The 24882-nt window shown below is 69.2% G+C and carries 22 protein-coding genes and 1 pseudogene; 13 read left to right on the top strand and 10 right to left on the bottom strand.

Going from position 1 to position 24882, the window contains the following annotated elements:
• Positions 1 to 175: 175 nt before the first annotated feature.
• The 3 genes from AC4IJH_RS06470 to AC4IJH_RS06480 all read right to left on the bottom strand — a co-directional run bounded on the left by AC4IJH_RS06470 (position 176) and on the right by AC4IJH_RS06480 (position 5389).
• Complete coding sequence (locus tag AC4IJH_RS06470; RefSeq protein ID WP_490850558.1) at positions 176 to 979, bottom strand: SDR family oxidoreductase; 804 nt, start codon at positions 977 to 979, stop codon at positions 176 to 178.
• A 177-nt stretch (positions 980 to 1156) separates the two neighbouring features.
• Positions 1157 to 1705 (bottom strand): DUF1062 domain-containing protein, encoded by a 549-nt coding sequence (locus tag AC4IJH_RS06475; protein WP_490850559.1) that lies wholly within the window; start codon positions 1703 to 1705, stop codon positions 1157 to 1159.
• Positions 1706 to 2245: 540 nt separating this feature from the next.
• On the bottom strand, positions 2246 to 5389 hold the full coding sequence (locus AC4IJH_RS06480) for an ATP-binding protein (RefSeq protein ID WP_490850560.1): 3144 nt from the start codon (positions 5387 to 5389) through the stop codon (positions 2246 to 2248).
• A gap of 601 nt (positions 5390 to 5990) precedes the next feature.
• On the opposite strand from AC4IJH_RS06480, the gene AC4IJH_RS06485 reads away from it, so the two are divergent.
• A complete protein-coding gene (locus tag AC4IJH_RS06485; protein WP_490850561.1) occupies positions 5991 to 6548 on the top strand; it encodes a DUF3291 domain-containing protein in 558 nt (185 codons plus the stop codon).
• Positions 6549 to 7245: 697 nt separating this feature from the next.
• Here AC4IJH_RS06485 and AC4IJH_RS06490 read toward each other — a convergent pair.
• The gene (locus tag AC4IJH_RS06490) at positions 7246 to 7584 is read right to left on the bottom strand and encodes a hypothetical protein (protein WP_490850562.1); all 339 of its coding nucleotides are present in this window, start codon (positions 7582 to 7584) and stop codon (positions 7246 to 7248) included.
• Positions 7585 to 8154: 570 nt separating this feature from the next.
• Here AC4IJH_RS06490 and AC4IJH_RS06495 point away from each other — a divergent pair.
• Positions 8155 to 8505 carry a winged helix-turn-helix domain-containing protein gene (locus AC4IJH_RS06495; protein WP_490850667.1) on the top strand — a complete coding sequence of 117 codons (351 nt, stop codon included), beginning with the start codon at positions 8155 to 8157 and terminating at the stop codon, positions 8503 to 8505.
• On the opposite strand, the gene AC4IJH_RS06500 is transcribed toward AC4IJH_RS06495, so the two are convergent.
• Both AC4IJH_RS06500 and AC4IJH_RS06505 read right to left on the bottom strand, forming a co-directional pair.
• A complete protein-coding gene (locus tag AC4IJH_RS06500; protein WP_490850670.1) occupies positions 8453 to 8659 on the bottom strand; it encodes a hypothetical protein in 207 nt (68 codons plus the stop codon). The two genes, AC4IJH_RS06495 and AC4IJH_RS06500, sit on opposite strands and share 53 nt — an antisense overlap.
• A 167-nt stretch (positions 8660 to 8826) precedes the next feature.
• On the bottom strand, positions 8827 to 9171 hold the full coding sequence (locus AC4IJH_RS06505; protein ID WP_490850563.1) for a hypothetical protein: 345 nt from the start codon (positions 9169 to 9171) through the stop codon (positions 8827 to 8829).
• Between the two features lie 125 nt (positions 9172 to 9296).
• Between AC4IJH_RS06505 and AC4IJH_RS06510 the strand changes: the two genes are divergently transcribed.
• Positions 9297 to 9977, top strand: a complete 681-nt coding sequence (locus AC4IJH_RS06510; protein ID WP_490850564.1) for a transposase — start codon at positions 9297 to 9299, stop codon at positions 9975 to 9977.
• 26 nt (positions 9978 to 10003) lie between these two features.
• Here the strand turns inward: AC4IJH_RS06510 and AC4IJH_RS06515 are convergent, their stop codons facing one another.
• Positions 10004 to 10786 (bottom strand): MBL fold metallo-hydrolase, encoded by a 783-nt coding sequence (locus AC4IJH_RS06515; protein WP_490850565.1) that lies wholly within the window; start codon positions 10784 to 10786, stop codon positions 10004 to 10006.
• Positions 10787 to 10882: 96 nt separating this feature from the next.
• Between AC4IJH_RS06515 and AC4IJH_RS06520 the strand changes: the two genes are divergently transcribed.
• Positions 10883 to 11485 (top strand): TetR/AcrR family transcriptional regulator, encoded by a 603-nt coding sequence (locus AC4IJH_RS06520; protein ID WP_490850566.1) that lies wholly within the window; start codon positions 10883 to 10885, stop codon positions 11483 to 11485.
• A 750-nt stretch (positions 11486 to 12235) separates the two neighbouring features.
• On the opposite strand, the gene AC4IJH_RS06525 is transcribed toward AC4IJH_RS06520, so the two are convergent.
• Positions 12236 to 12640 (bottom strand): hypothetical protein, encoded by a 405-nt coding sequence (locus AC4IJH_RS06525; protein WP_490850567.1) that lies wholly within the window; start codon positions 12638 to 12640, stop codon positions 12236 to 12238.
• Positions 12641 to 12737: 97 nt separating this feature from the next.
• Positions 12738 to 13409: a helix-turn-helix domain-containing protein gene (locus AC4IJH_RS06530; RefSeq protein WP_490850568.1), complete on the bottom strand. Its 672-nt coding sequence runs from the start codon at positions 13407 to 13409 to the stop codon at positions 12738 to 12740.
• An 84-nt stretch (positions 13410 to 13493) separates the two neighbouring features.
• Here AC4IJH_RS06530 and AC4IJH_RS06535 point away from each other — a divergent pair, with 84 nt between their 5' ends.
• The 8 genes from AC4IJH_RS06535 to AC4IJH_RS06570 all read left to right on the top strand — a co-directional run bounded on the left by AC4IJH_RS06535 (position 13494) and on the right by AC4IJH_RS06570 (position 23208).
• Positions 13494 to 13865: a DoxX family protein gene (locus tag AC4IJH_RS06535; RefSeq protein ID WP_490850569.1), complete on the top strand. Its 372-nt coding sequence runs from the start codon at positions 13494 to 13496 to the stop codon at positions 13863 to 13865.
• A 70-nt stretch (positions 13866 to 13935) separates the two neighbouring features.
• Positions 13936 to 15078, top strand: a complete 1143-nt coding sequence (locus tag AC4IJH_RS06540) for an NAD(P)/FAD-dependent oxidoreductase (protein WP_490850570.1) — start codon at positions 13936 to 13938, stop codon at positions 15076 to 15078.
• A gap of 835 nt (positions 15079 to 15913) precedes the next feature.
• Positions 15914 to 16672 (top strand): TnsA-like heteromeric transposase endonuclease subunit, encoded by a 759-nt coding sequence (locus AC4IJH_RS06545; protein WP_490850571.1) that lies wholly within the window; start codon positions 15914 to 15916, stop codon positions 16670 to 16672.
• Positions 16669 to 18714, top strand: coding sequence for a TnsB C-terminal domain-containing protein (locus AC4IJH_RS06550; protein ID WP_490850572.1), 2046 nt, complete (start codon positions 16669 to 16671; stop codon positions 18712 to 18714). Before AC4IJH_RS06545 ends, AC4IJH_RS06550 begins: the two co-directional genes overlap by 4 nt.
• Positions 18711 to 19766 carry an AAA family ATPase gene (locus AC4IJH_RS06555; RefSeq protein ID WP_490850573.1) on the top strand — a complete coding sequence of 352 codons (1056 nt, stop codon included), beginning with the start codon at positions 18711 to 18713 and terminating at the stop codon, positions 19764 to 19766. The genes AC4IJH_RS06550 and AC4IJH_RS06555 overlap by 4 nt, the downstream gene beginning before the upstream one ends.
• The gene (locus tag AC4IJH_RS06560) at positions 19763 to 20593 is read left to right on the top strand and encodes a TniQ family protein (RefSeq protein ID WP_490850574.1); all 831 of its coding nucleotides are present in this window, start codon (positions 19763 to 19765) and stop codon (positions 20591 to 20593) included. The genes AC4IJH_RS06555 and AC4IJH_RS06560 overlap by 4 nt, the downstream gene beginning before the upstream one ends.
• 388 nt (positions 20594 to 20981) lie before the next feature.
• Positions 20982 to 22349, top strand: coding sequence for a glycoside hydrolase family 16 protein (locus AC4IJH_RS06565; RefSeq protein ID WP_490850575.1), 1368 nt, complete (start codon positions 20982 to 20984; stop codon positions 22347 to 22349).
• 199 nt (positions 22350 to 22548) lie between these two features.
• A complete protein-coding gene (locus tag AC4IJH_RS06570; RefSeq protein WP_490850576.1) occupies positions 22549 to 23208 on the top strand; it encodes a hypothetical protein in 660 nt (219 codons plus the stop codon).
• Positions 23209 to 23344: 136 nt separating this feature from the next.
• On the opposite strand, the gene AC4IJH_RS06575 is transcribed toward AC4IJH_RS06570, so the two are convergent.
• Positions 23345 to 23836, bottom strand: a complete 492-nt coding sequence (locus AC4IJH_RS06575; RefSeq protein WP_490850577.1) for a DUF6188 family protein — start codon at positions 23834 to 23836, stop codon at positions 23345 to 23347.
• Between the two features lie 262 nt (positions 23837 to 24098).
• On the opposite strand from AC4IJH_RS06575, the pseudogene AC4IJH_RS06580 reads away from it, so the two are divergent.
• Positions 24099 to 24350: pseudogene (locus tag AC4IJH_RS06580) on the top strand (polyprenyl synthetase family protein); the annotation flags it as partial.
• Positions 24351 to 24882: the final 532 nt, after the last annotated feature.

The raw sequence follows: 24882 nt of genomic DNA on the forward strand, positions 1-24882 counted from the left end.
GGTCATGCACCCGCAGACTCGGCGATGCCACCTGCCGATCCATTTCACCAGCATGTCAACCGCATCAAGATGCTGAAGCGCCAGATGTTCGGCCGCACGAGATTCGAACTCCTCCTCAAACGAGACGTGTTGGCGTGACCGGGCGTGTGGCGCTTGAGAATCGAGCTTTGGGCGCCTACGCGAGGCCGCCGTTGCTCATCAGTAGCTGACCGTTGATCCACTCGCCTTCCCTGGAGCACAGGAAGTCCACGAGATGCGCGGTGTCCTGCGGAGTGCCCAGTCGGCCGAGGGGGGCGCTGCGGATGCAGTGCTCGCGGACTTCTTCGGGCATCCAGCCGGTGTCGACCGGCCCGGGATTGATCGCGTTGGCGGTCACACCGAGGTGGGCGAGTTCGTGGGCGGCGGCCAGGGTGATGCGGTCCAGGGCTCCCTTGCTGGCCCCGTAGGGCAGGTTGCCGACGGTGTGATCACTGGTGAGGCTGATGATCCGGCCGGTTCCCCGTTCTGCGGCGAAGCGGCGGCCGAACTCGCGAATGAGGAGCCAGGGGGCGCGCGCATTGACGGCGAAGTGCCGGTCGAAGCTCTCGACGGTGGTGTCCAGCAGCCCAGAGTCGACAGACTCGCAGTGACTCATCACCAGCGCGGTGACCGTGCCCATCTGCTGTTCGACCTTGTCGAAGACACGTGCCGGGGTGTCCGGGTCGGCGAGATCCGCCTCGATCGCGGTAGTGGACGCACCGTGTTCGGCCAACGATTTGCTGATCACTTCGGTCGCGCCGGGCTCCCTGCCCCAGCTCATACGGTCGTCGTAGGGGGTCCAGTGGGTGAAGGCGATGTCCCAGCCCGATGCGGCCAGCCGACGGGCGATGCCAGCGCCGATACCGACGGTGCGGCCCACCCCGGTAATCAGGGCGAGCGGGCGGTCGGCCGAAGAGCCTTGTCCGTGGGCAGGTCGGTCATGATCGGTGTTCGTCGTCACGGTCCGGAATGGTCGACGAACGACACCGCAGCGTCAATCGCTTTCCTGCGACGTCGCGGCAAATGAGCCAGGGTACGCGGCACACGTGCCTCGCCCGTTACTGGACATAGCGGCCGAGACGGGGGCCGGGGCCTGTCCGGCGGATCTTGCCGAGCCAGGCCCCGGCCCTGGGACGACTCAGGGCTTGAACATGAAGGTGAAGTCGACGGCGACCTTGCCGCTCAGTCGGCCTGCCGAAACGAGCTTCCCCTCGGTGATCAGTCGCTCGACCTCGGCGCGCGAAAGACCGAGCCCTTCCGCGATCAACCGGACGGGCCGGACAGGGATGTGCGCCGCGAAGCGGACAGAGACGTCGAGGGACTCGCCGTCTCTGTCATCCGATCCGCTGGTATCGAGGCGCCAGGCGTTGTCCCAGTCAAGGGCGATGCGGTTACGGCGCCGCACGCCCGGGTCCTGGAGCAGTTCGGCCGTCAGGTCGGGGTCGTTGCCATGCAGCCGGTCCAGCAGCTCAGGTCGTACGGAGCGCACATTCATCCGCTCCAGGACCGTGAGCTTCGCAGTGTCCCCGCAAGCGGTACAGAGCACGAGGAGCCAGGCATCGATGAGCTTGTGGTGTGCGTTGACGCGAAATTTGCCGCTTGCCCGGAAACGCCCGGACGAGCACGCGTGGCAACGTCGGACAATGAGAGGCAGGCAGGTGGGCACGACCACCCAAGTGTTGAGCACAGAAGTACACCAGTTCAGTGAGAAATTCCGCAGCGAAAAGGAGCGCGGCGCACAAAAGCGACGCGCGACGAATCAGCGCTCGGGGTGTCTCACAGGGTGTACAACGGCACTCCTTTGACAAGGCGACAACGTGCAGCAGCACGGTAATGGCGCGCAGCGGCGCGGCTCCACTGAATTTCGATCCTCCGACGCGGGTGGGCCGCCAGTGCGGACTGCCTCCATCGCTCGTAGAGGGCCAAGGGCTGTCCGGCAGCAGCGTCCACCACCTCAGCCAGCAGTCGGCGGATCAAACCCAAGGCATCCACACCAGTCGTATCGCGGGACGGAGCACCCATCGAGGCGGCACCCCCGCATCCTCACAGCCGTATCGCGTGGCCCCCGTGCGGAAGCTTTGAGCACAGTTCGCGGCGTACCGGCCCTTCCCCGGACATCGAGACGCTGCGCGGGACGCCAAGAGTCTGTCGAGCGGTGACGCGATCGCGGCCATCGCCCGGTGCGTCAGGATCGTCCTCCTCGGGTACGTGTGGGCGGTCTCCACGTTCAGGATGCGAGCGTGACCTCGACCAGCTGAGACCAACAGGTCCGCGTCCCCTCCTGAGCCGCCTCGGCGAACCGCGCGTCGCCGAGGCGGTGCCTCACGGTCTGCTCGATCCGCGCCACGTCCGGGTGGGAGCGGTCCTGCAGCCCCCGTACGCCCGCGCTCGCCGCGAGCAGCCGCGCGGCCTGGTCGTGCTCGTCGCGGCGCAGTGCCAGGTCCGCGACCCCGACGAGCGCCTGCGCGATCACCGGCGCGTGCCCTGCCTCGGACGCCGCCTTGCAGGCCGCCGCGCGGTGCGCCCGGGCCTCGTCGAGGTCGTCGGCGAGGTAGCCGAGCAGGTCGTGCGTCACCGCACGGAGGGCCGCCTGCTCCGCTTCGTCCCCCAACACAGCTGTCGCGACGCCGAGTTGGCGGCGCGCCTCCTCGACGTCGCCGCCCCAGCGGGCGAGTTCGGCCTTCGAGAAGGCAAGCAGGGCCAGCGCGCCCGGCCAGGTGACCCGCTCTGCGCACCGCTGTGCCTCGGCGATGGCGGCCGCGGCGGCGTCCTCGTCGCCGCGGAGCCAGTACAGCCGCGCCTGCATCGACCGCATCCGGATGAGGTCGTCGGTGGCACCGACCTCGGTGACGACCGCGATCGCTTCCTCGTAGTACGTGCACGCATCGGCGAACTCGCCGCGCATGGCGACCCGGTCCGCCAACTCGGTCAGGGCGAACGAGATCCCGAACCGTTCGCCGAGCGCCCGGAACTCGGTGACCGCCGCCTCCAGGTACGCGTCCGCGTCCCGCCCGCCCTGGCCGATGACGATCCGCATCTTGCCCAGGTGCAACCGGGCCAGTGCGCGCACCCAGGGGTCCTCGTCGTCGAGGAGCGATTCGAATGCGGGCAGGAATGCCTCCGGCGCTCGCAGCATGCGTTCCAGCGGGGTGACAAGCCCGATCAGCGGGTGGCCGCCCTGGCTGCGCCGGCTCAAGTCGTACGTCTTGTGGATCCACTCTGCGGCCCGGTGCTCGTCGCCCGGCCCGGAGGTCATGAACAGCACGACCAGCCCGTACGCCGTGGCCCGGACGTCGTCGGTCACTTCGCCGGGCATCCTGGTGGCCGCGGTGATCAGTTCCATGCCCTCGGTTTTGTGCCCGCTGAGCCACCAGTACCAGCCGGCGCCCGCCGCGAGCCGCATCGCCGCCTGTGTCTCACCGCTCGCGAGTGCGCCGCGCATCGCGGAACCGATGTTGTCGTGCTCGGCCCGGAGCGTGGCCAGCCAGTCCAGCTGCTCGGCACGGCGAAGGTGCGGCTCCGCGGTCTCGGTGAGTTCGGTGAAGTAGGCCAGATGCGCGTGGCGCGCCAGGTCCGATTCCCCCGCCTCGGCGAGCCGGTACCCGGCGTACTCCTTGATCGTGCCGATCATGCGGTAGCGCGGTGCGCTGTCGCCCTCGGCGAGCAGCAGCGACTTCTCGGTCAGCGCGGTGAGCAGATCGAGCACCTGCTCCTGCCCGACCGCGCCGCTCGCGCACACTCGTTCGGCCGCTTCCAGGCTCGCCCCGCCGGAGAACACCGAGAGCCTGCACAGCACCATCCGCTCGGCGCCGGTGAGCAGTTCCCAGCTCCAGTCGATCACCGCGCGCAGCGTCTTGTGCCGCGGCAGCGCGGTGCGGCTGCCGCCGGACAGCAGGCGGAACCGGTCGTCGAGACGGTGGGTGAGCTGGTCGATGGACATGGTGCGCAGCCGGGCCGCGGCCAGTTCGATCGCCAGCGGCATTCCGTCCAGTGCCCGGCAGACCCGTACCATCGTCGCCAGCGTGTGGACGTCGCCCGCGAGATCCCGGCGCACCGCCCCGGCCCGGTCCCGCAGCAATCGGACGGCGGGTGAGGACTCGATCTCGTCCGGGGCCGCGTCCGATCGCGGCAGGGCCAGCGGCTCGACCGGCCACAGCGCCTCCCCGGTGATGCCCAGTGGTTCGCGGCTCGTCGCCAGGATCCGCAGCCGCCGGCACTCCCCCAGCACCCGGTGGGCGAACACCGCCGCGGAGTCGATCACGTGCTCGCAGTTGTCCAGGATCAGCAGCGCCTCCCGCTCGCGGATCGCGGCGATGAGCCGGTCCGTCAGGTCCGCGTTCGGGGTCCCGCCGAGCAGGGCGTCCCGCAGGCCCAGCCCGGCGAACGCCGACTGCGCCACGTCGCCGTCCGCGCCGATGGCGGCGAACTCCACCAGCCAGACCCCGTCCGGCAGGTCGCCGAGCAGCGTGCGCGCGGTCTCCGTGGCCAGCCTGGTCTTCCCCGAGCCGCCCGGCCCGATCAGGGTGGTGAGCCGGTGCTCGGCTATGAGCTCACGGACCGCGGCGACATCGGCGCCCCTGCCGACGAAGCTGGTGAGCTCGGCACGCAGGTTGGTCTTACGGCTCTCCTCGCGCCGCCCCAACTCACCCCGTAGCAGCGCGACATGCACAGCGGACAGCTCCGGCGAGGGATCGACGCCCAGGGCTTGGGCCAGGATCTTCCGCGTGCGCTCGTACACCAGCAGCGCCTCGCTGTCGCGACCGGCCGCGACGAGGGCACGCATCAGCGCGGCGACGAGCCGCTCCCGCATCGGATGCGCGGCCACCAGGTCGGTCAGCTCCGTGACCACCTCCGCACCGCGCCCGAGGGTGACCTCCGCGTCGAACCGCTCCTCCGTGGCGGTCAGGCGCAGCCCGTCGAGCCGGGCGACCGCGGCGTCGAACGCGGCGCTGTCCAGCAGACCGACGTCCTGCAAGGCCGTACCGCGCCACAGTTCGAGAGCCTCGCGCAGCAGCCGCACCCGCCGGGAGATGTCTACGGTGCGGGCCTGGCCCGCAATGAGGAGGCGTTCGAATTCCACGGCGTCGACGGCGTCGGGCTCCACCGTCAACCGGTAGCCGTCCGTCTTCCCCTCGACCGCCCCGTCCGGCAGTGCCTTCCGCAGGCGGGACACCAAGCGCTGCAGGGCGTTCGTCGCATCGGCTGGCGGGTGCTGCCCCCAGATCCAGTCGACGAGCGACGCCTTCGGGACCGCGTGCCCCGGCTTGAGCGCGAGGGCGATCAGCAGCCCGCGCAGCCGAGCGCCCGGTACGTCGACCAAGCCGCCGTCGTCCGTGCGTACCTCCAATGGACCCAGCATCCCGATCTGCACCCGCTGATTTTGCCACGGGCGTTCGACAGGCATCCAATTGCTTCCGCGCTGCGGGATGTTGTCGTGGTGACGCCCCCTGTGCGGGCGCGCGCACTGCGGCTCGTCGCTCCTCGCCGAGGGGCAGCCCATCATCCCCAAGTCCGCCTATCCCCGCGTTCTGACGAGGGCGGCGTGCAGCACCACCTGTGCACGCACCCGCAGCCGGTGCTCGGCCCTGTGGCCGTAGGCCGTCTTCTTCCACCGCACGCGTCCGGCGGCACTCGGTGCTATCGGACAGAGGGCTCGGACGGGCATGGCGGGCGAACCGATCGGCCCAGGTAGATCACTGGCATCCCGCAGCCCGCCCCGCCCGCCACCGCCCCAGCCCCCGTAATGACCGGTGTACGAGGCCACTTGGACAGGAAAAACGCAACTTCGACAGGGCCCGCACAGGCAGCTACCTTCACCTGGTCCTCGGCGATCGCCCACGGTCGCACAGGAGTTCCTTCAGGCCGAGCCACCCGCGACGGGATGAGCTGGTCACGCCCCACCAGTCCTCGCCCATGCCCAAGCCACCGAACCGGGTCCACACCACCAGGCACCCCCAACCAGGGAGAGACGCATGCCCCATCTTGCGCTGTACACCTTCGGCGTCCTGAAGTCACCCCTCGCCGATCCCACACCCCTCACCCGCGAACTCCACGCCAGCGGCGAGGCCATCTACCCGAAAATCAGCCAGCACCCCGGATACCTCACTCGTGCCCAAGCGGCAGACGGCAGCCAGGGCACACACTTCGACTTGGACTGGGGTGCCTGGGGAGAGTTCGCCGTACCGACCTGGTACGGCAAGGGCCGCACTGCGGAAACCACCGCCCTGGACGCGACCCTCTCACTGTGGACCGGCCTGCGCCCCGCCTTCGACGCCATCTACACCGGTCTCCACCGCGAGGCGCTGAACAGGCGTTACGACTGGTTCGAGAGGACAGGACACCCGAGTTACGTGTGCTGGTGGGTCTCCGACGACGTGATACCCACCTGGCAGGACGGGGTTTCCAGGCTGGAACACCTCCACCACCACGGCTCCGCTCCGCACGCCTTCACCTTCCACCACTCATTCGCCCCGGACGGAACCCCGACCAGGATCAAAGGCATCGGGCCGAAGAGCGACCAGGCTCGCTGACAAGGAAGCCTGAACGACTGGGTCCGCTGTCCCTGCCCACCAGCGGCTTCGCCGGCACCCCCGAAGACGCCCTCGACTGCGCCTGCGGCCTCTACCTCACCGACCCCGGCATCTGCCCCCGCACCACACACAACACAAGCTCCACAGTCCCCCCGAAGGATTTACGGAGCCGACCGCTCAGGGGACCTGATGAGTCTGCGCGGAACCACGGAGGCTACGGATACCTGCGGTGACGTTGCCGACGCCATGCTCACCGCTGTCGCGCTGATGTATGACCACACGGGAGTCACCGCGTTGACCGCGGCACCGGATTCTGGCCGCGCCTGCGAGCAGCGGAAGGCCCTATGCGGATCGGGCCGACGCAGGGCCTTGAACGGGACACAAAGGGGGGATGCCCCGGTCTGCTCAGGCCTTCGGCCGGTGGCAGCCAGCACGGCGCCATGGCCGGAGCCGACAGCTCCAGCACGCCGGCCGCCTCAGCGGGGACGGCCCTTCACCAGGGGATGCAAGTCCGGGGAAGGTCCGTACCGAGCGAATCGGGGGCGCCGCTGCACGTCACCGCAGATCGGCGCTCCCCCACGATGCGGCGGCCGGTCCGGCAGCAGCCCGCACCACGCGAGCGGGCCCGGCACAAGGCCGGGCCCGCGCACGCAGCCCACGCCGCCGCCCCAACAAGCGGCAGAGGCAGCGGAAGAGATCAGCCGAGCGGCACGCCAGTCGGGAGACCGCCCATCATCGGGCCCCGGGCACCGGCGGCCTTGGGGGCGTCGCCGACCTTGGTCTTGGCGTCGGTGACGTTGTCCGTCTTCAACTTCTCCGCGACCTTCTGCAGGCAGCCGACGAAGGCATTGATGTCCAGCTCGCTGAGCGGGTTCTTCAGGTCCTGCTTGGTCTTGGTGTCCGAGTCCAGCAGCTGCTTCTCCGCCTGCTTGGCGGCACCAGGAACGTTGTCGACGTCGTCGGCGAAGGCGGGCGAGGCGACCCCCATGGCCATCACAGAACCGGCAACGACCGCAGCGGCCTTCGTGTACTTCACTTCAGCGTCCCTCTCTGACGGCGGCGTCTGAATACGGCCACGACCCTCGCGCCGCCCGGACGACTTGCTGACCGTCCGGAACCCCACCGTCACCACCCATAACGGCGCTCGCCACGGACGGGAACCCCCGATCACCCCAGGGCCGTCCACAACCACCCGAATACCGCAACCGTCGTACGATGAGACACCGACTTCCCAGGCGGTACCTCCTCGAAGGTTCCGGGGCGAACCAGTCGCCGGGGACCTTGCACATCGCCGCCTCGACGTCCTTCGAGACGATCGTGCCGTCCGCGATGAGCCGATGAACAACCTTGCCGCGCACCTCAGCCGCCCGGTCGGTTTCGGTGGCCGCATCGTTGATCGGCGAGTCCTTCCTGTAGTGCAACGTCTCACTCAACTGCTCGGCAGGTTTCGGGGATTGGGCTCTCCTGCTCCCGGCCTCCCGGAGGCCAGCCACCGGGAGGCTGTCCTCTCGCTATGCGCGCCTGGCGGCATGGAGCATGGCTTGATTTGTGGGTCACTTGGCCGCCTCGGGCGGGATGGCACTTGTTCGACGCCCTGCCCTGGTCGATGCCCCGTCTCAGGGACGGCGCGCCCCGCTGGCCGGCGACGATCTCAAGGCGCTGGGTGCGCTGCTGGACGACTCGGCCGAGGCCCGGGTGGAGTGCTCCCGAGCTGTGCGCCTGGCTGAAGGAGGAGCGGGGCGTGCAGGTGTCGGCGGCGTGGCTGGCCGAGCTGCTGCACCGCGAGGGGTTCCGGCGGAAACGCACCCGCGACAGTCTTCGGCACAATGCTGGCCCCGCCCTCCAGCAGGCTGCCCGGGCCCGGCTGGGGACTTGCGGACTTACGGCTTCGAGGGAAATCGGATTCAGGCGTGCTGGCCTGGCGGTTCGGCCGGTGGGTGATCAGCAGGCGGTGTAGCGGACGGGGCGAGTTCGGTGCTCGTCTGTCGGCGGGTGGCGCGCTGGGCGGACCGGTCGGAGAGCAGACCGGCGATCGCGGGGTGGGCCTCGGCGTAGGTGTCGCGCCGTCCGATGCAGCGCGGGCTGCCGGGCCGCTGCCCATGGTCGGGCACGTTCGGCGAACAGCTCGCCGAAGTGAGCGTGCGAGACACCGGATAGGGCAGGAGGGGAACAGGCCGCACGGGCCCAGGCCAACTTCACAACTCACCCAACCCGTGCGGCCCTTCTCATGTCGCGGCCAGGCAAGGGCAATCAGTGAGCCTCCGGAGAATGTAAGGGCTCAGCTCCCCGCGTCAGCAAACATCTCCGCGCGCTCGCGATGCCAGTCTGCGGCCGACTGCGCCAGGGCAGGGCTGATAGTCGATCCCAGCATGCTGCCCAAGCGTTCGACCTCCTCTGCGAAGCGCAGGTGCTCGCGCCGGGCGTACTCCCGGCAGGCGAGGCACGTGACGCTGCCCGGACGCGGCGAGGTCATCGCATACGGCACCCGCAGCCCGCATCCGGTAGCGACGACGCTCGGCAGGTTACCCACCAGGCCGAATGTGGATGCCACCACGTTGCGGGCGGCGGCATCCCCGTGGAACACCTTCGACTCGACATGGATATGCGGATCGTTCCCGCCCATGTGTCCCCCTTGCCCCAGCAACCGGACTGGCCGGGAGTACTCCCGGTCGGCCGCAGACCGCAAGCTCAGTCTCCCATGCCGCGGCCCGGCCACGGCGATCACTCATTCCCCCGAGGCCGTTGCGGGTGGAAGCGCATGCGGGCTCGCGCGATCTGATCTTCCTTGACGCGTCGGGCTTCGCATCCACCATGCCCATCGGCTACGCCTGGTCCCGCATCGGGCAGCGCGCGGTGGTACCGCGCGAGGACGCCCGCGACCGGCGCGTCAACGCCCTCGGCGCTCTGATCGTGGGCGTAGGCGCCGACCTGCTGCGGGAGCACACGCCCGGCAAGATCGACGCGACCGTACTGCTGGAGCTGGAGTTCGTCTGCCGACCGCCGGCCGGCCTGCCCGGCAAGGCTGCCTCGCTGTCCCTGGCCGCGGACGGTCTCGGTCCTTCCATGCCCGTGTGGCGGCGGCCGAAGCCGTGCACGGTGGTCCTGGACAACGCCTCCGCGCACATCGCCAAGGCGTTCAAGGGGCGTCGTGAGCAACCGGCGAAGATCGGGGTGGAGCTGTTTTACCTGCCGCCCCTCAGCCCCGAACTCGACGACATCGAGCACATCTGGCGCGCGACACCCTCTGATCGCCGTCGCCGGGGAAGTCAGTCGCCGGGGGCGTACCGCCCACGCATCTCGGCGAGTTCTGCCTGGCCGAGACCGGCAACTCCAGTGAGCCCAGCGCCGTCGTGCTCCAGCGCCCGGCGTGCCCACCGGAAGTCGTGGCCTCTTTCGTGCGCATCGGGCCTACATCCCGTTGCTGCTTGAACCCGTTGGCGCGGCGGAGTCTCCGGTCATGTGGCCAGGTCCAGCCATTCCCCGACGGCCAGCACGTGTGCGCGCCCTCCGGCGTGCGTGCGGAACTCGTTCTCCGGGTCGGAGACCTCGACGTAGCCCGCGATCTTGTCCGGCTGCTCCGTCTCGTAGTGCATCGGCACTGCGTACCGGGCGTCGAGGATCTCCGCGGCCGCGGCGGCCTGCCGCGGGTCCAGCGCGGCGGGCAGCGGGCTCGGCGGCTGCAGGTGCGGCGCGTCGACCACCGCGCCGTTGGCGGGCAGGAACACCGCGTCGAACGGGCTGAACCGGCGCGCGATGAGCCACCAGTAGCCGTGGAACATCGTGTCGCCGCCGTGGAAGACTCGCCGCCCATCGGCCTGCACCACCCAGTTCAGCTGCGGGTCGCCCAGCCCGTCGACGGCAGGGACCGCGGTGACGCGGAACGGCCCGACTTCACGGGTGGTCCAGGCATCCACGACCTCGGCAGCCAACTGGTGCACGGCCAGCTCGCGTTCGGCCGGCAGGGTCGTCACGTTGTCCACTTCGTCGCCGTGACCGGGCGCCGGTCGCAGCACCGGCGCCCCCGGTATCAGCACGTCTGCGAGCGCGGACGCGTCGGTGTGGTCCCGGTGCAGGTAGGTGACCAGTGCGGCGGTGACCTCCCCGCTCGGCACCACCAGCCCCTCGCCGGGCTTCCACCCCGTGAACAGCGGTGAGAGGTCCCGCACGTAGTCGATCACCAGCCGCTGGCCACCCGCCTCGATCTCCAGCCCGGCCCAGCCCAGTCGTCGCACCCGCATCTCGCACTCCTTCGTCCCGGTAGTCGACTGCCGCGGAATTTAGCGTACGAGCGTTCGTTAAATCAATAGCGAACGCCCGTACGCTATCCTCGTCGCATGTCACCACGACGCTCAGCGGCCGAAGCACAGGCCACCAGGGGCCGGATCCTCGACCGTGCCGCCGAGATCGCCTCCGAGGAAGGGCTGGACGGCATCACCATCGGCCGGCTCGCCGAGGAGCTGGAGATGAGCAAGTCCGGGGTGCACAAGCACTTCGGCACCAAGGAGACGCTGCAGATCTCCACGCTGGACAAGGCGTTCGTGGACTTCTGGCACCGGGTGGTCGAGCCCGCACTGGCCGAGCCGCCGGGGCTGCGGCGGCTGCGCACGGTGTGCGCCAACTCCGTGGGCTACCTGGAAGCGCCACTGCTGCCCGGCGGCTGCCTGATGACCGCGGCGCTCACCGAATACGACGGCCGCCCCGGCCGGGTCCGCGACGCGGTGGCCGAGGTGTGGTCGCGCTGGCGCGAACAGTTGCGGGCGGACCTGACCGCGGCGGTGGAGAACGGCGAGCTACCCGGCGGATTCGACATCGACCAGGCACTGTTCGAGATCGTCGCCGCCGGGCTGGCACTGAACGCGGCCATGCAGCTCCAGCACGACCGGACGGCCGCGGGCCGGGCCCGCCGCGCGATCGAACGGGCCCTGGACCAGGCCTGACCGCACGTCGGACCGGGCACTGACCGAGGTCGGTTGTATCGACAGCACCCGCACGGGAGGGCACTACAGGCTTCTGACCTTGGGTTTCCCGCACTCGATGTTCAGCGAGAATGCCCAATCTTCACTGCGAGAGGTCACCCCGTCTCACCGAAGGGCTGCCAACGTGCCATGCGCAGCGGGTTGTTGACGTGGCGCATGGGCTGTTCGTTCGCCTGCACGCGGCATCAGGTGCTGCTGGCCGACATCTACCCGGCGTGCGGCCGGATCCCGCGCCTTCACGCCCATCCCCGCCGGGAGATGCCACACCCGGGCCTGTGCGCAAGAGCCCCGCGCCCACGGGTCCGCGCGGTCATCGCCGCCACCGCCCGCTGGCGCAGGCCCCAGCCATCGGCCTGCCGACCGACGGTGGCACGGCACGAACCCAGCGCCTCACCAATGGCCTGCGCGGACCCGGGCCAAAGGTGCGCTGACCGTTGTACGGGCCGAGCGGCGCACCATTGCAGGCGGTACGGCGCGACGCGCGCTGCCTGGGCGGACTCGTCCTCAACCACGCCGTCACCGCGGATTTGACCGACGTGGCCGGACCCGAGACCCCCAGCGACTTGAGTACTACCGCTGCCACCCGCTGCCCGCAGGTCAACGCACGCACGCAGGGCTCAACACCTCGCCCTGCACAGCCACTTCGCTCCCGACGACGCGGCTGCTGCCGCCGTAGCGATCACAGCGGCAGTACGGATCCTGACCGCAACGTCAGCGTCCGCCGCCGACCGGGCGGCGCAGTGGCTCGCCGAGCGAGTGGCGGCCACCGGCCGCCCCCTTCACCTCGGTGGCGTCGCCACCCTGGGCCGCCACCTCGCGCCTGGTCTCCAGCCACTGCGCCGCAGCCTTGAGGCAAAGATGATGCCGTCGGCACGGCTGCGCCACTGAAGCCCCGTCACCTCCAGCCGCTCCCCGAGCAATCAGGACGCCAGCGCCCGGATGTCGCCGACCGTCCTGTGGCCCGAGTGCGATCTGCGCCTGGCGCCGCGACACGCCAGCGGCAAACCCGTAGCGCGACACGCGGACGAACTCCTCGCCGTCGCCTTCCTCCTGGTCGGCAACACCACCGCGATCGGTGCCGCTACCCGCCTGACGGGCACCCCCGTCAGCAGCCACAACGTCTCCCCTGCTTGCGGAACTCACCCGCCGCCGCGACTGCGCCGACGCCGGATCTCTCGGGGGGTGGGGTATGCCGGGCTGGTAGGGGCACGCTCTACGCTTCAGCGCATCGCAGAGAGGCAGGCGTACGCCCGATGAAGTCCCGTGCAGTACGCGTGAGATGGGCTTGGTCGGCGAAGCCTGCCGTGGCCGCGGCCAGGGTGGCAGTCGAATCCGGCAGGTCGGCGATCGCGGTACGGAGCCGGCCCCATCGGCGCAAGCGGGCGAGCGCGATGCCCACGTCCTGGCGGACCAGGGCGCGCAGCCGCGGGGCCGACAGGCCGACCTCGGTGGCGACGGAGGTGATGGGCAGGTCCGGATCGCGCACCGTGCACAGGTCGATGGCGTGGGCGACTCTCGCATCGAGCGGGGTCGGGTCCCCGGCGAATGCCCGCAGCTCGGTGTATCCGGCGGCGAGGTCCACGCCGGTGCCGGGGCCGTGGGAATCGGTGGTGCCGAGCCCGGCGAGCAGGCGGCGGACCTCGCCGACATCGAGTCGTATCGGCTCCGGGCGGGAGGGCAGCAGCCAGGAGTCGATGAACAGGGCGATGTAGGGCGAGGTCGCCGCGCAGCTGTGGGCCAGCTGAGGCGGAACGATCAGCCCGGGCGCCGCGACCATGGGCCGTTGCGGCTGGTGGAGTTGGGCGTGGCCGCCGATCGGCAGCACGGCTTTCCACGCGGGCAGCCGGTGTGGGGCCACATGGAACGGGCGGGATTCGGCGAACATCGTCGCTTCGGTTCCGCAGGCGAAGACGATGCGGCGATCGTTTCGTTCAAGTGCCCAGGCACGGGGTGAGCTGATCATCGTGCCATGCACGCTATCGCTGCCGTCGCTTTGGCGGTGTTCCTGGTTGTCACGGGGGTCATGCATTTCCTGGCCCCCGGCTACTTCCGCACGCTGGTGCCCGGATGGCTCCGCCGGGCACGGCTCCTGGTGGCCGTCACGGGGGTGGCGGAGGTCGTGGTGGGTGCGCTGGTGCTGGTTCCGGGCACCAGGTCGGCCGGGAGCTGGACCGCCGCCGCCTTGATCACCTGCTACCTGGTGTCCCACGTGGACGCGCTCCGAGGCGCGCGCCCGGACCGGCCCCGGGTGCTGGAGCGGCCGGCCGGTGCGGTAGCCCGGCTGGTGGTGAACCTCCTGTACATCGCCTGGGCGGTTGCCGTGGCCAGGTCCGCGGCCTGACGCCGGTGCGCGGCGACCGATTGTCCGAGGCGGCGCCGAAGCCGCCCGTAATCCCAGAGGAAGTCACGCCATGAGTCATCGCCTCGTCGTCGTAGGTGCCGGGTACGCCGGTCTGCCGGCGGCCAAGCGCCTCGCCCGCAAGCTGCGCCGCAGCGATGTCACCGTCACGCTGGTCAATGCCTCGGACCGGTTCGTGGAACGGGTCCGGCTCCATCAGCTGGCCGCCGGGCAACGATGGGCGGGGCCATCGTTGCGGCAACAGCTCAGCGGTACATCGGTCCAGCTGGTCGTCGCACGCGTAACCGCGATCGACACCACTGACCGGACCGTGTGTCTGGACGCCGCGCCCGGAGCGATCGGCTACGACACCCTCGTGTACGCGGTGGGCAGCCGGGCGCAGCTCGACGAGGTCCCCGGGGCAGCCGAGCACGCCTACACCGTCGCCGACCTCGATCAGGCGATGCGGCTGCGGCACAGGGTTGCCGAGATTGCCTCCGGCGGCACGGTTGCGGTGGTCGGCGCAGGGCTGACCGGTCTGGAAACCGCCGCGGAACTGGCCGAAAGTTACCCGCAGTTGCAAGTCCGGCTGTTCACCGGTGCCGATGACGTCGGGTCCGGGCTCACGCCGCGAGCCCGGACCCACCTGCGGCGCGCTCTGGACCGGCTGGGCGTCTCGGTGCATTTGAAGACCGTCGTCACGGCGGTGCGGCAAAACGGCCTGGACACCCGCGATGGCACGTCGTTCGCCGCTGACACCGTTGTGTGGACCACCGGGTTCCGTGCGCCGGAGCTGGCCCGCGCGGCGGGGTTCGCCACGGATGAGAGCGGCCGGATGCTCATCGATGCCACCCTGCGCTCGGTCTCGCACCCCGAGGTGTACGCCGTGGGCGACGCGGCTGCCGGGGTGTCGGTGAGCGGAGCACCGAGCCGCCTGTCCTGCCAGGCAGCCCTACCCATGGGCCGGAGTGTTGCCGATGCCGTCGCGGCTCGGCTGACGGGCCGGGAACCCGGGCCAGTTCGGATCGGTTACGTCTTCACCAACATCAGCCTCGGCCGGCACGACGGTATCGTCCAGTTCACCCACGCCGACGACCGCCCGCGCAGGTTCGTCCTGACAGGACGCGCCGCGGCGGCCTTCAAGGAGACCGTCGTACGAAGCACGATACGTTCCGGTACGCGCGGCGAGCCGGGCAGGGACGAGCCGGATTGTTGAGCCAACCCGCCTACCGCAGAGCATCTTGTGACCTCACGAGGTCCGCTCAGAATTCCGGCGGCCGGTCGACGGTCCCCCACCGGAGCACGCTGGAGCCGCCATTCGCGCATGAGCCCCAGGGATGGCAGGTCAGTTTCGGCGTCACGGACGTGGAGGACGCACTCCGGGGGGTCCGCGAGCTGGGCGGAAATCCTCTGTCCGAACCCGGCTATCCGCCCTCCAGGTGAGATGGTTCCGTGCTGGTCCAAGACCTCCGGGGCGGAACATTCGCGCTGACACCGGCACTCAACCGAGCGGCAGCCGGACAGAACCACGTCCGGACCGACGATGTGAGCCCCGCCGATAAGCGGCAGCCGCTCGCGGCCCTCAATGCAGTGGACCTCCGGGACGCCCCAGGATGCCGACACGGTTGTGAGACTGCGCAGCTGGACACAGCGTGAGACACCGCGAGAATCAGCAGGTCACCGCCCCGGGGCATGCCCTCGACGGGGAGAACCTCCAGCCCCGGGGGCTCAGATTTCATGGCCGAATCTCAGACTGGTTGGCCACTGTGAGGCCACTTGGCCACGCTGTCGAAACAGGCGCCTGCCCCGCCGCACCCCAACTGGCAGATTCTCAATGCTCTGCAGACCGACCTTGCGGATTCTCATTCGCCGTGAAGGCGGACCAGACGCCGATGTCCGGTCTCACTGGACCTTGTGGCGTCTCACCTGTCTCAGGTGGTAGTCGGTCGATTCCCGGCGTGCGTGGCTGGCTCTGCCCGGTTTTCACCTTTCAGGGTGGATTGAGTCTCATCTGATCTGGCTGGTCTCACCGAACCCGTGATGGTCGTTCCATGGACAGGACGGGTGCGGTATCCGATGAGGCGCTGCTGGAGGTGGCGGGCTTCGATGTGGCCTGGGTGGAGGGCGGGGTCGAGGTCCGGCGGCCGTTGAGGGACGCGGTGGGGATCGCGTTCGAGGGCGTGCCGCCAGTACGTGAGTTTCCGTCGTACCGAGGCCAGCGCCACTTCCCGGGGTTGTACTGGTCGGCGACGACGGGCCGTCATGTGGGTTTCGAGTCGTGGCTGGAACGGGACCACGCGATGCTTCTCGACTTCGACCCGCACGTGACCGGGTTCGCTTCGCAGCCGTTCTGGCTGAGCTGGCGCGATGAGACGACACGACGGGGACGGTCGCACGCGCCCGACTACTTCGCGCGGGCCGTCGACGGGACGGGGCTGGTGATCGACTGCCGTCCGGTCGACCGGATCGACGAGCGCTCCGCGGTGGCGTTCTCGGTGACGCGGCAGGTGTGTGAGGCGGTGGGCTGGGCCTACCGCCTCGTCGGGGCACTTGATCCGGTCCGGGTGGCGAATCTGCGCTGGCTGGCCGGCTACCGGCATCCACGCCACGCGGCGGCGGCGGGGACGGTCGCCGCGGTGAGGGCGGCGTTCGCGGTCCCGGCGCCTTTGATGGCCCAGGCCGCCACGGTCGGGGATCCGATCGAGGTGCTGCCGGTGGTGTTCCACCTCCTGTGGTCTGGGGTGCTGGGGGCGGATCTCTCCCGTCCGCTGGGTGATCTGACGTTGGTCGAGCGGAGGTACGGGCGATGAGTGGACTGCTGCCGCGTGGGGTGCTGAGTGTCGGGGACCGGGTGCGGTTCGGGGACAGGGTTCATTCCGTCGTCGGCCTGGCGGGGACCTTGGTCCGCCTCCTCGACGATCACGGGGCCGCGAGCCTGGTCCTGTTCTCCCACCTGATGGCCTCCGAGGGGTTCGCGTTGCTGGACTCCAAGCCAGGGGCCCCGGGGCTGCCGCCGTTCGGTCTGCTGGACACCGTTCCTGAGCCTGCGCTGCGGCGGGCGAAGTTCTTCGAGCGGCACCTGATCGAGGTGGAGACCGGTCTGCTGCCGGACGCGCCGCCGGGGTCCAGTCCGCGTCCGGAGTACGACCCGAAGTGGCGCAAGCTCAGTGAGCGCATGGTCGCCAAGGCCGAGGAACTGACGGTGTCGGGCACACCGGTCTCGGACCGGACGCTGTTCCGGCTGCGGGGTCTTTGGCGCGAGCAGGGGATCTGGGGGCTGGTGGACCGCCGGGTCATGCGCGGTTCCCAGCCGCCCGGAGGAAGTGCCGACGAACGCCTGGTCGCGGTCGTGGTCGAGGTGCTGGCCGCCCAGGAGAACCTGTCGACGGGCACCCGCAGCCGGGTGATGCGCCAGGTTGAGCGGCTCGTCGTTGAGCGCCACGGCCAAGGCGTGGTTGCGATCCCGTCGCGGGCGACGTTCTACCGCCTGATCAAGGAACTCGACGAAGGCAAGCACTCGTTCGGGGCGGCGACCACTCGCCGGTCCCAGGGCCGGCGTCCGCAGGAGCCGTTCACGCCGACGATGGCCGTCCGGCCCGGCGAGGTCGTCCAGATCGACACGACCCCGCTGGACGTGCTGGCGGTGCTGGACGACGGGGTGACCGGTCGGGTTGAACTGAGTATCGCGGTCGATGTCGCCTCGCGGACCATCTGCGCGGCAGTCCTGCGTCCGGCCGGGACCAAGGCGGTCGACGCGGCCCTGCTGCTGGCGCGGACTCTGGTCCCGGAGCCGATGCGGCCCGGGTGGGCGGAGGCATTGCGGATGTCCGCGTCGCTGATCCCGCACGCACGGCTGATGAGCATCGACGCCCGACTGGAGCACGCCGCCGCCAAGCCGGTCATCGTCCCGGACACCATCGTGATCGACCACGGCAAGGTCTTCATTTCCGACACCTTCACCGCGGCCTGCCGCACCCTGGGCATCTCCGTCCAGCCCGCCCGCCCGGCCACCCCGACCGACAAGGGAGTCGTCGAGCGGACGTTCTCCTCGATCAACACCCTGTTCTGCCAGCACGTGGCCGGCTACGTCGGCTCCAACGTCACCCAGCGCGGCCAGGCCGTCGAAGCCGTCTGGACTCTGCGGGAACTGGCCGAGCTGTTCGAGGAATGGTTGATCGCCTGCTGGCAGAGCCGGCCCCACGACGGACTGCGCAGTCCATTCCTGCCGAACAAGGCGCTGTCGCCGAACGAGGTCTACGCGCTGCTGGTGACCCGCGCCGGGCACCTGCCGGTCTGCCTGACGGGCGATGACTACATCGAACTGCTGCCGGTGGAATGGCGGAAGATCAACGACTACGGGATCGTGATGGACTACCGCACCTACGATTGCCGCGAGTTGGGGCCCTATCGCCGCCAGCCCTCCGGCGTCCCACTCAAGGGCGACCTTTGGGAAGTCCACTACGACCCCTACGACCTGTCCCACGTCTGGGTCCGCGACAGCAGGGCGGGCGGATGGATCACCGTCCCGTGGACCCGGCTGGGCACGGTCTCCGCGCCGTTCGCGGACTTCACCTGGCGCCATGCCCGCTCCCTGCTGGCCACCCGAGGCGCGGACGACACCGACGAACAGAGCATCGCGGCCGTGGTCGAGGACCTGCTGACCCGCGCCGGAACCGGCCCGGACCGCAAGGTCGCCGCCCGCACCCGAGCGGCCACCACCCTGCCCGCCCGACCTGCCCTCGACGCTCCGCCGGATTCCGACGCCGACGCCGAGCCGGTGTCGGAGGAGGTCCCCGGCGAGGTCGTCCCGTTCGGAGTGTTCGACGCCTTCACCGATGGGAGCCGCGCATGACGCCCCCGCCGGAGCTGGAGGAGGTCGACCATCCGCTGACGACGAAGGAGGGCTGGGCCGCCTTCGTCAACGAGATGCCCGCACCGCCGCTCGTGCTGCCGCCAGCAGCCTTGCAGCGGCTGTCCGAGGCCGAGCGCGCGGACTACGACGCCGCCCGGGAGGACTACCACGCCCAGCTGGTGATCGTCTCCACGCCGACGATCCGCCACGTCGCCGCCACCGGGCGCAAGCGCATCTTGCTCAACCGACACCAGTACTCGGCTCGTCGCGGACTGATCGTCTCCGGTCCGGCGGGCACCGGCAAGACCACCGCTATCACCCAACTGGGAAAGAACTACGAGCAGTTGACCCGCCGTCGCGGCGCCATCTCGCCCGGGGCACTGCCGGTCCTCTACGTCACCGTCCCGCCGGCCGCCACGCCCAAGATGCTCGCCATCGAGTTCGCCCGGTTCATCGGGCTCCCGCTGCCGTCCCGGTTCAGCCAGGTCGAGGTCACCAACAGGGTCTGCGACCTGGTCTGCACCCTGGGCTGTCGACTCGTTCTCATCGACGAGCTGCACAATCTCGACATCCAGACCAGGATCGGTGCCGAGGCATCGGACCAGATCAAGTACCTGTCCGAACGCATCCCCGCCACGTTCGTACTGGCCGGGGTGGACATCGAGGGCACCGGCCTGTTCGCCGGGCGGCGCGGAGGCCAGATCGCCAGCCGCTACAGCCTCATCCCAACCAGCTCCTTCCGCCACAAGACCCCGCAGGAGCAGGCGGCCTGGCAAGCCCTGGTCGCCACGCTGGAGAACGCGCTGCGGCTGCACGCCCACCGCCCAGGCACCCTCCTCTCGCTCGCCCCCTACCTGCACGACCGCACCGCGGGCATGATCGGCAGCCTGTCCCACCTGGTCCGCGAGGCCGCCCTGGACGCCATCCTGGACGGCACCGAGAAGATCACCCGCGCCGGCCTGGAAGCCGTCGACCTCGACGAGAGCGCCGAACAGCAGAACCTGCCGCGCGCCCGCCAGCGCCGCGCCCGCGAAGCACGAAGGACCGCATGACCAGCCACCTGCGGACCCTGCCCGTCGCGCTACCGCCCGTCCACCGCGAGACGATCGGCTCCTACCTCAACCGACTCGCTGACGCCAACCACCTGCCCATCGGCCACCTCTCGTTCCTGATCGGCCCCAACCGCCGCCACCGGCGCGACGACAACCGGGTCGGTTACTGGACCCCCGCCGCCCTGCCCCGGCTGGCGGCTCTGACCGGCCAGAGCGTCCCCGCGCTGATCCACGCGATGCCAGTCCTGGCCGACGTGCGCGAACCCGCGCAGCACCGCCAGCGGTTGGCCATCGAAGAACTGGCTGAGCCCCGTCGGCGCCCCGCCTGCCGTCTCTGCATGGCCCGTCGTGGCATTCACGGGCTCGTCGTCCGCAGCACCCCGCACCACGAAGGGGTCTGCCTGCGGCACCAGCGCTGGCTCCACGGCGGCGACCAGCACCACCTGGACGCGCTCCCCGAGATACTCCACGCCGACCTGCGGCACCGTCGGCTCGTCCGCCGCAGCACGGCCCCCTTCATCGCCGTGGACTACCTGTGCGCCCGCACGATCACAGCGAACTGGTTCCGAGCGTCCGAGCCACCCACCCTTCGGCAGCGCTGGACCCGACGCCTGGACGCCCTCGCAGAGGACCCCTACGGAGATCCCCACCGCCCCACCGAGGACCGCATCGAACTCGCCACCTACCCCGAAACCGTCGCTCTGACCGGCCTGTTCGCCTCACCCCACTGGCACGAGCGCAACGACCTGCACACTGAAGCCGCACGCCGCCTGGCGATCGAAACCCAGGCCCTGCCGCCCGACCTCACCGCAGGCCGGCCCGGCTAGATGTGCTGTCTACGGAGGTTGGTGCCGCGTTCGTGCGCCCGGTGCATGGGACTGACCCACCGGTACGGCGACGGCGGCTCCCCGCTGTGCCGCTCGTGCCAGAAGCCGGTCCGCGCCGCACAACGCAAGCCGATGCCCACCTGACCGTCGCTCCTCCCGGAGCTTGCGGCCGAGCAGCGGCACCAGGGCCATCGCCGCGTCGCACGCCTTGCATGCCCGCGCGCCGGGTCGCTCCAGTGTGGTGAGCGCTTCGTCGAGATTCAGCTCGGGTTCACTGCGGCTGTCCTCCAGGCACTTTCGCCGAATGGACCGGCTGAGTGGTGGAAATTCGAGGTTCTGCCCACCGTGGGAGGGCACACAGTCGTCCCCTGACAGGTGGTGAACCCCGGTGTCCGTCCCTCATCGTCCGGCCACACTCTGCACGGCCCTCTTCCTCGCCCTGGCCGCAGCGCCCGCCGCACCGGCGAGCGACGGGGCGGCGCAGCGCGACCCCCTGCTGGTCCAGGACGCTCTCACGGCCTACAAGGACGACCGCACCCCCGGCGTCCGGGTGACGCTGAATGTGCGCGTCCCCAAGAACAAGGACGGCACGAAACGGTGCGTCGAGGTACTGAAGGTGGGGGTGGCGGTGCGCGGAGCCGAGCCAGGGGACTGGGACTACCACCCCTCGATCGATAAGAAGACCCGGATCTGCTCCGACGACGCCAACAAGGTCTTCACCACCGAGCCCAAGAAGGCCCCGACGAAAGCGACGTACTTCGGCTACTACCAGGCCCTTAAAAAGAAGGGGGAAAAGTGGGAAAAGTACTGGTACCCCCTCAGCAACGCGGCGCCTCTGACCGTGACCCCTACACCGGACACCGGCCGTAAGGAGGTATTCAAAGAGGAATTCAAGGGCTCGGAGATCGACCGGAATCGGTGGAACAACACCAAGAGCGGCTCCTACAAGTACTTGAGCCCCAACGAGGCGGACCACGGCACCACCAACGTAGAGGACAACAAGCTGGACCGGATCACCCCCGACCAGGTCAAGGTGGGGAACGATCAGGCGAGGTTCACCGCCGTACCGGGCGGCGCACCCCTGCCGCAAGTGGTGAACCCGAAGACGGAAGAGGTCCTGGAAGAGAGCTGCCTGGACAGGAAAAACCGGCGGAACGACGCGGGCGTTACTGAGAGTTGGAAAACCGGACTGCTGACGACCCAGGATTCCAACGATCACAGCGACGACTTCGTGTTCCGGCGCGGCTTCACGGTCAAGCGCGGCGACTACGTGGAGACCCGAGTCGAGATGCCCACCCAGGAAGATGCCTACCCGACAGGCGCCTGGCCGGCTCTGTGGACGTGGGGTGCCCGCACGAAGAGCAAGGAGCCCGGAAAGTGGGAAGGGACTAGTGGTGAGATCGACTCCTACGAGTACCACCCGGGCCCGCGCTCGGGGAACCACCCGGGCCACCCGAACCGGCTGGAGCTCACCAACCGCCTGTGGAATCCCCATCCGACGGCGGACTACATCAACGAGCAGGACATCAAACCGGGCACGTACGTGACCATCGGCACGTACTACGGCGAGAAGTCGGTCAAGTGGTACGTCAACGGCAACGAGGTCTTCGCCGACGAGAAGGGCGTGCCCGAAGACTGGAGGGGCTTCCTGATCCTGAACCTGTCCGTGAGTGGCGACTGCTTTGGCCGACAGCCCAAGGCCGAGGACAGGGGTGAGATCGGCTTCTCCGCCGACTACGTGCGGGTCTATCGCTGAGCGACCGGCTCTACCGGTGCGCATGAGGAAGGGCCTTCGCTGCGGTGATGCCGGCGGCGAGGGCCCTGCGCTTTGTCCAAGGGGAGGGGGCTGCTTCGCTCGATCCACCGCCGCGCCACCACCCGCCGCTCACGCGGCACCAACCTCCGTAGACAGCACAGCTAGAGCTCGCACGGCAAAGCGGCGCACAATGATCCGCATGACAGCCGCATCCCCCGCTTCCCGCCTGGTCACGGCGGCCGCCCGCGAGGTCCTCCGGCCGCTCGGTCTCCAGCGGCGCGGAAGATCACGCACATGGATCGATGACCACGGCTGGTGGCTGGGCATTGTCGAGTTCCAGCCGGGCCGGAACGACGGCAGCTATCTGAACGTCGGCGTGATGTGGTTGTGGCAGGACAGAAACCATCTGGCATTCGACGTCGGCGGTCGTGAGCCCGGATTCGAGCGGTTCGTGAACCCCACCCAGTTCGCCCTCGACGCACAGAGCCTCGCGCGGCGGGCCGCCGACCTGGCGTTGGAGAACCGGGCCAGGTTCATCGATCTGCTCTCCACCGCCGACTTCCTGACGTCACAGAAGCCTCGCCCCGGCTACTTCTGGGACAACTACCACGCCGGGTTTGCCGCCGGACTGACCGGTGAGATCGCCATCGCACGGCGACGCTTCGACCACGTCCTGGCCGAGGATGCTTTCGCGCCTTGGATGGTCCAAGCTCAGGAGTCCGCCCGGCAACTCCACGGCCTGGCAGGAGACCCCGAAGCCTTCCGGGACTGGGCGACGGCAGCCGCCACCTCCTGCAGGCAGCAACTCAAGCTCCAGACGTGGGGGGCAGCAACGACCAGCGGCAGCTACTGGAGCTAACTCACGTGCCGAAACTGCCACGCTGGGTGAGAATCCCAGCGGTGACGTCTCAGTCGAGCTGACGCACCACAGCTCAGAGCCAACACAGCCGCCATGATCGACGAGATACCCGATCCTCCAGATCCGATCCTCGATCTCAGGACTGGTCACCCTCGATCTGAGTCTCACCCAGACCTGACACCTCGCAGGTCAGGGCACATTCAGATGACGCGCTGGATGAGACGGGACAGCCGAGGTCGCCTCCCGGCAGGGACACGAACCGCCATCCTCTGGGGCCTGTGATCTGCCACGCCTCGAACGCCGCATCGGTTGGACACGTCAGATGCGCGCCATCCTCGAACACCATCCGAAGCGTGCCGGACTTGAAGGCGACCGCAGAGACAACCTTCGTCCCGAAGAGCGGGAGGGCTGCGGCCACGTCCTGAGTCTCCGGCACCAGAAGCACGCCGGGATTGGTGTGGGCCGGCCCGAATGAGAGCCGAGCAGGCGCTTCGAGTTGAACTTCCCAACCTTCGTCGAGGGTCAGCGTGAGGCGGTAGTCGACAGTGATCCCAGCAACGCCCCACCCTCGGAGATTCAAGATCCATCGGTCATCGTGTTCGACCGGCTCTGCTCCGGTGTTTATCACCCCACCATGGTGCAAGACCCAGCCGAGGACAACGGACGGCCATCAGAGATTCCGCCGAAGCCACGTCCGTTGAGAATCCGGCGAGGATTGCTCTCGATCCACTTGGCGAACCAGCAGCTCAGGCCAAGATCCAGAGACATCTCCGCTGCGACGGAACAGCGCCCCAGCAGCATCGCTCGCTTATCGCTCATGTGAGTGGACGGGAACTGGCCGAATTCGGGTGTTCGAGTGAGGGTGATGGCGGACTTGGACAGCCTGGGAGGTCTTGCGCGGCTTCGTCTGTGCTGGCGGCAAGCGTCTGCGCCCCGTGCTGTGTGTGGCCGGCTGGCAAGCTGCAGGAGGCCAGGACGGCATGAAACCCGTCCTCAAGGTCGCGGCATCGCTGGAAATGTTCCACGCTTTCGCCCTCATCCACGACGACATCATGGACCGCAGCGCCACCCGCCGCGGCAGGCCGACCATCCACCGTGCCTTGGCCGATTCGCACGCCGACGGCCGCAGCGCCCGGGCCGCTACTCTGCGGTCTCTACAGCGACAACATGGCGACGCCTGCCCTCGCCTCGAGTGTCCATGAACTGGCCGCTCAAGGTCACCGGGCGGAAGAACTATCCAGGGCGCGAGCGACGCCGATGATGCGCCGCAGCAGCTGAGACCCCTTTGCCAAGAGCCGCCCGCCATCATCGATGAGACCCTCCAGCTGAGCTCAGGCCAAGTAGTAGCCGTCAGCTTCTTTGGTTACGCGCGGCTCGCCTTCAGCGAACAGTTCAGCGAGGGCATCGAGGTCGAATACATTGCCTTCGAGTCCGGCCTTGACTGTCATGAGCGTCCCTTTCGCACTCCGCCGCCACGGCTCAAGGCTCGCCTGGTTGAGGGTAGTTACCAGCCATGGTTGGCCATGGCCCCCTCCATAACGCAGCGCCACGGTAGCGTCAGAGACTGCTGAGCGGCGTTTGGAGATCAGAGGAGAGGCAGCGGTTCTCGGTAGAGATTGCATTAGTTCCTGCCGCAACGCCGAGCGCGGGTCGCAGCACGGGCCGGCTCGTCGG

Source organism: Streptomyces sp. UF-297 (genome assembly GCF_058245575.1).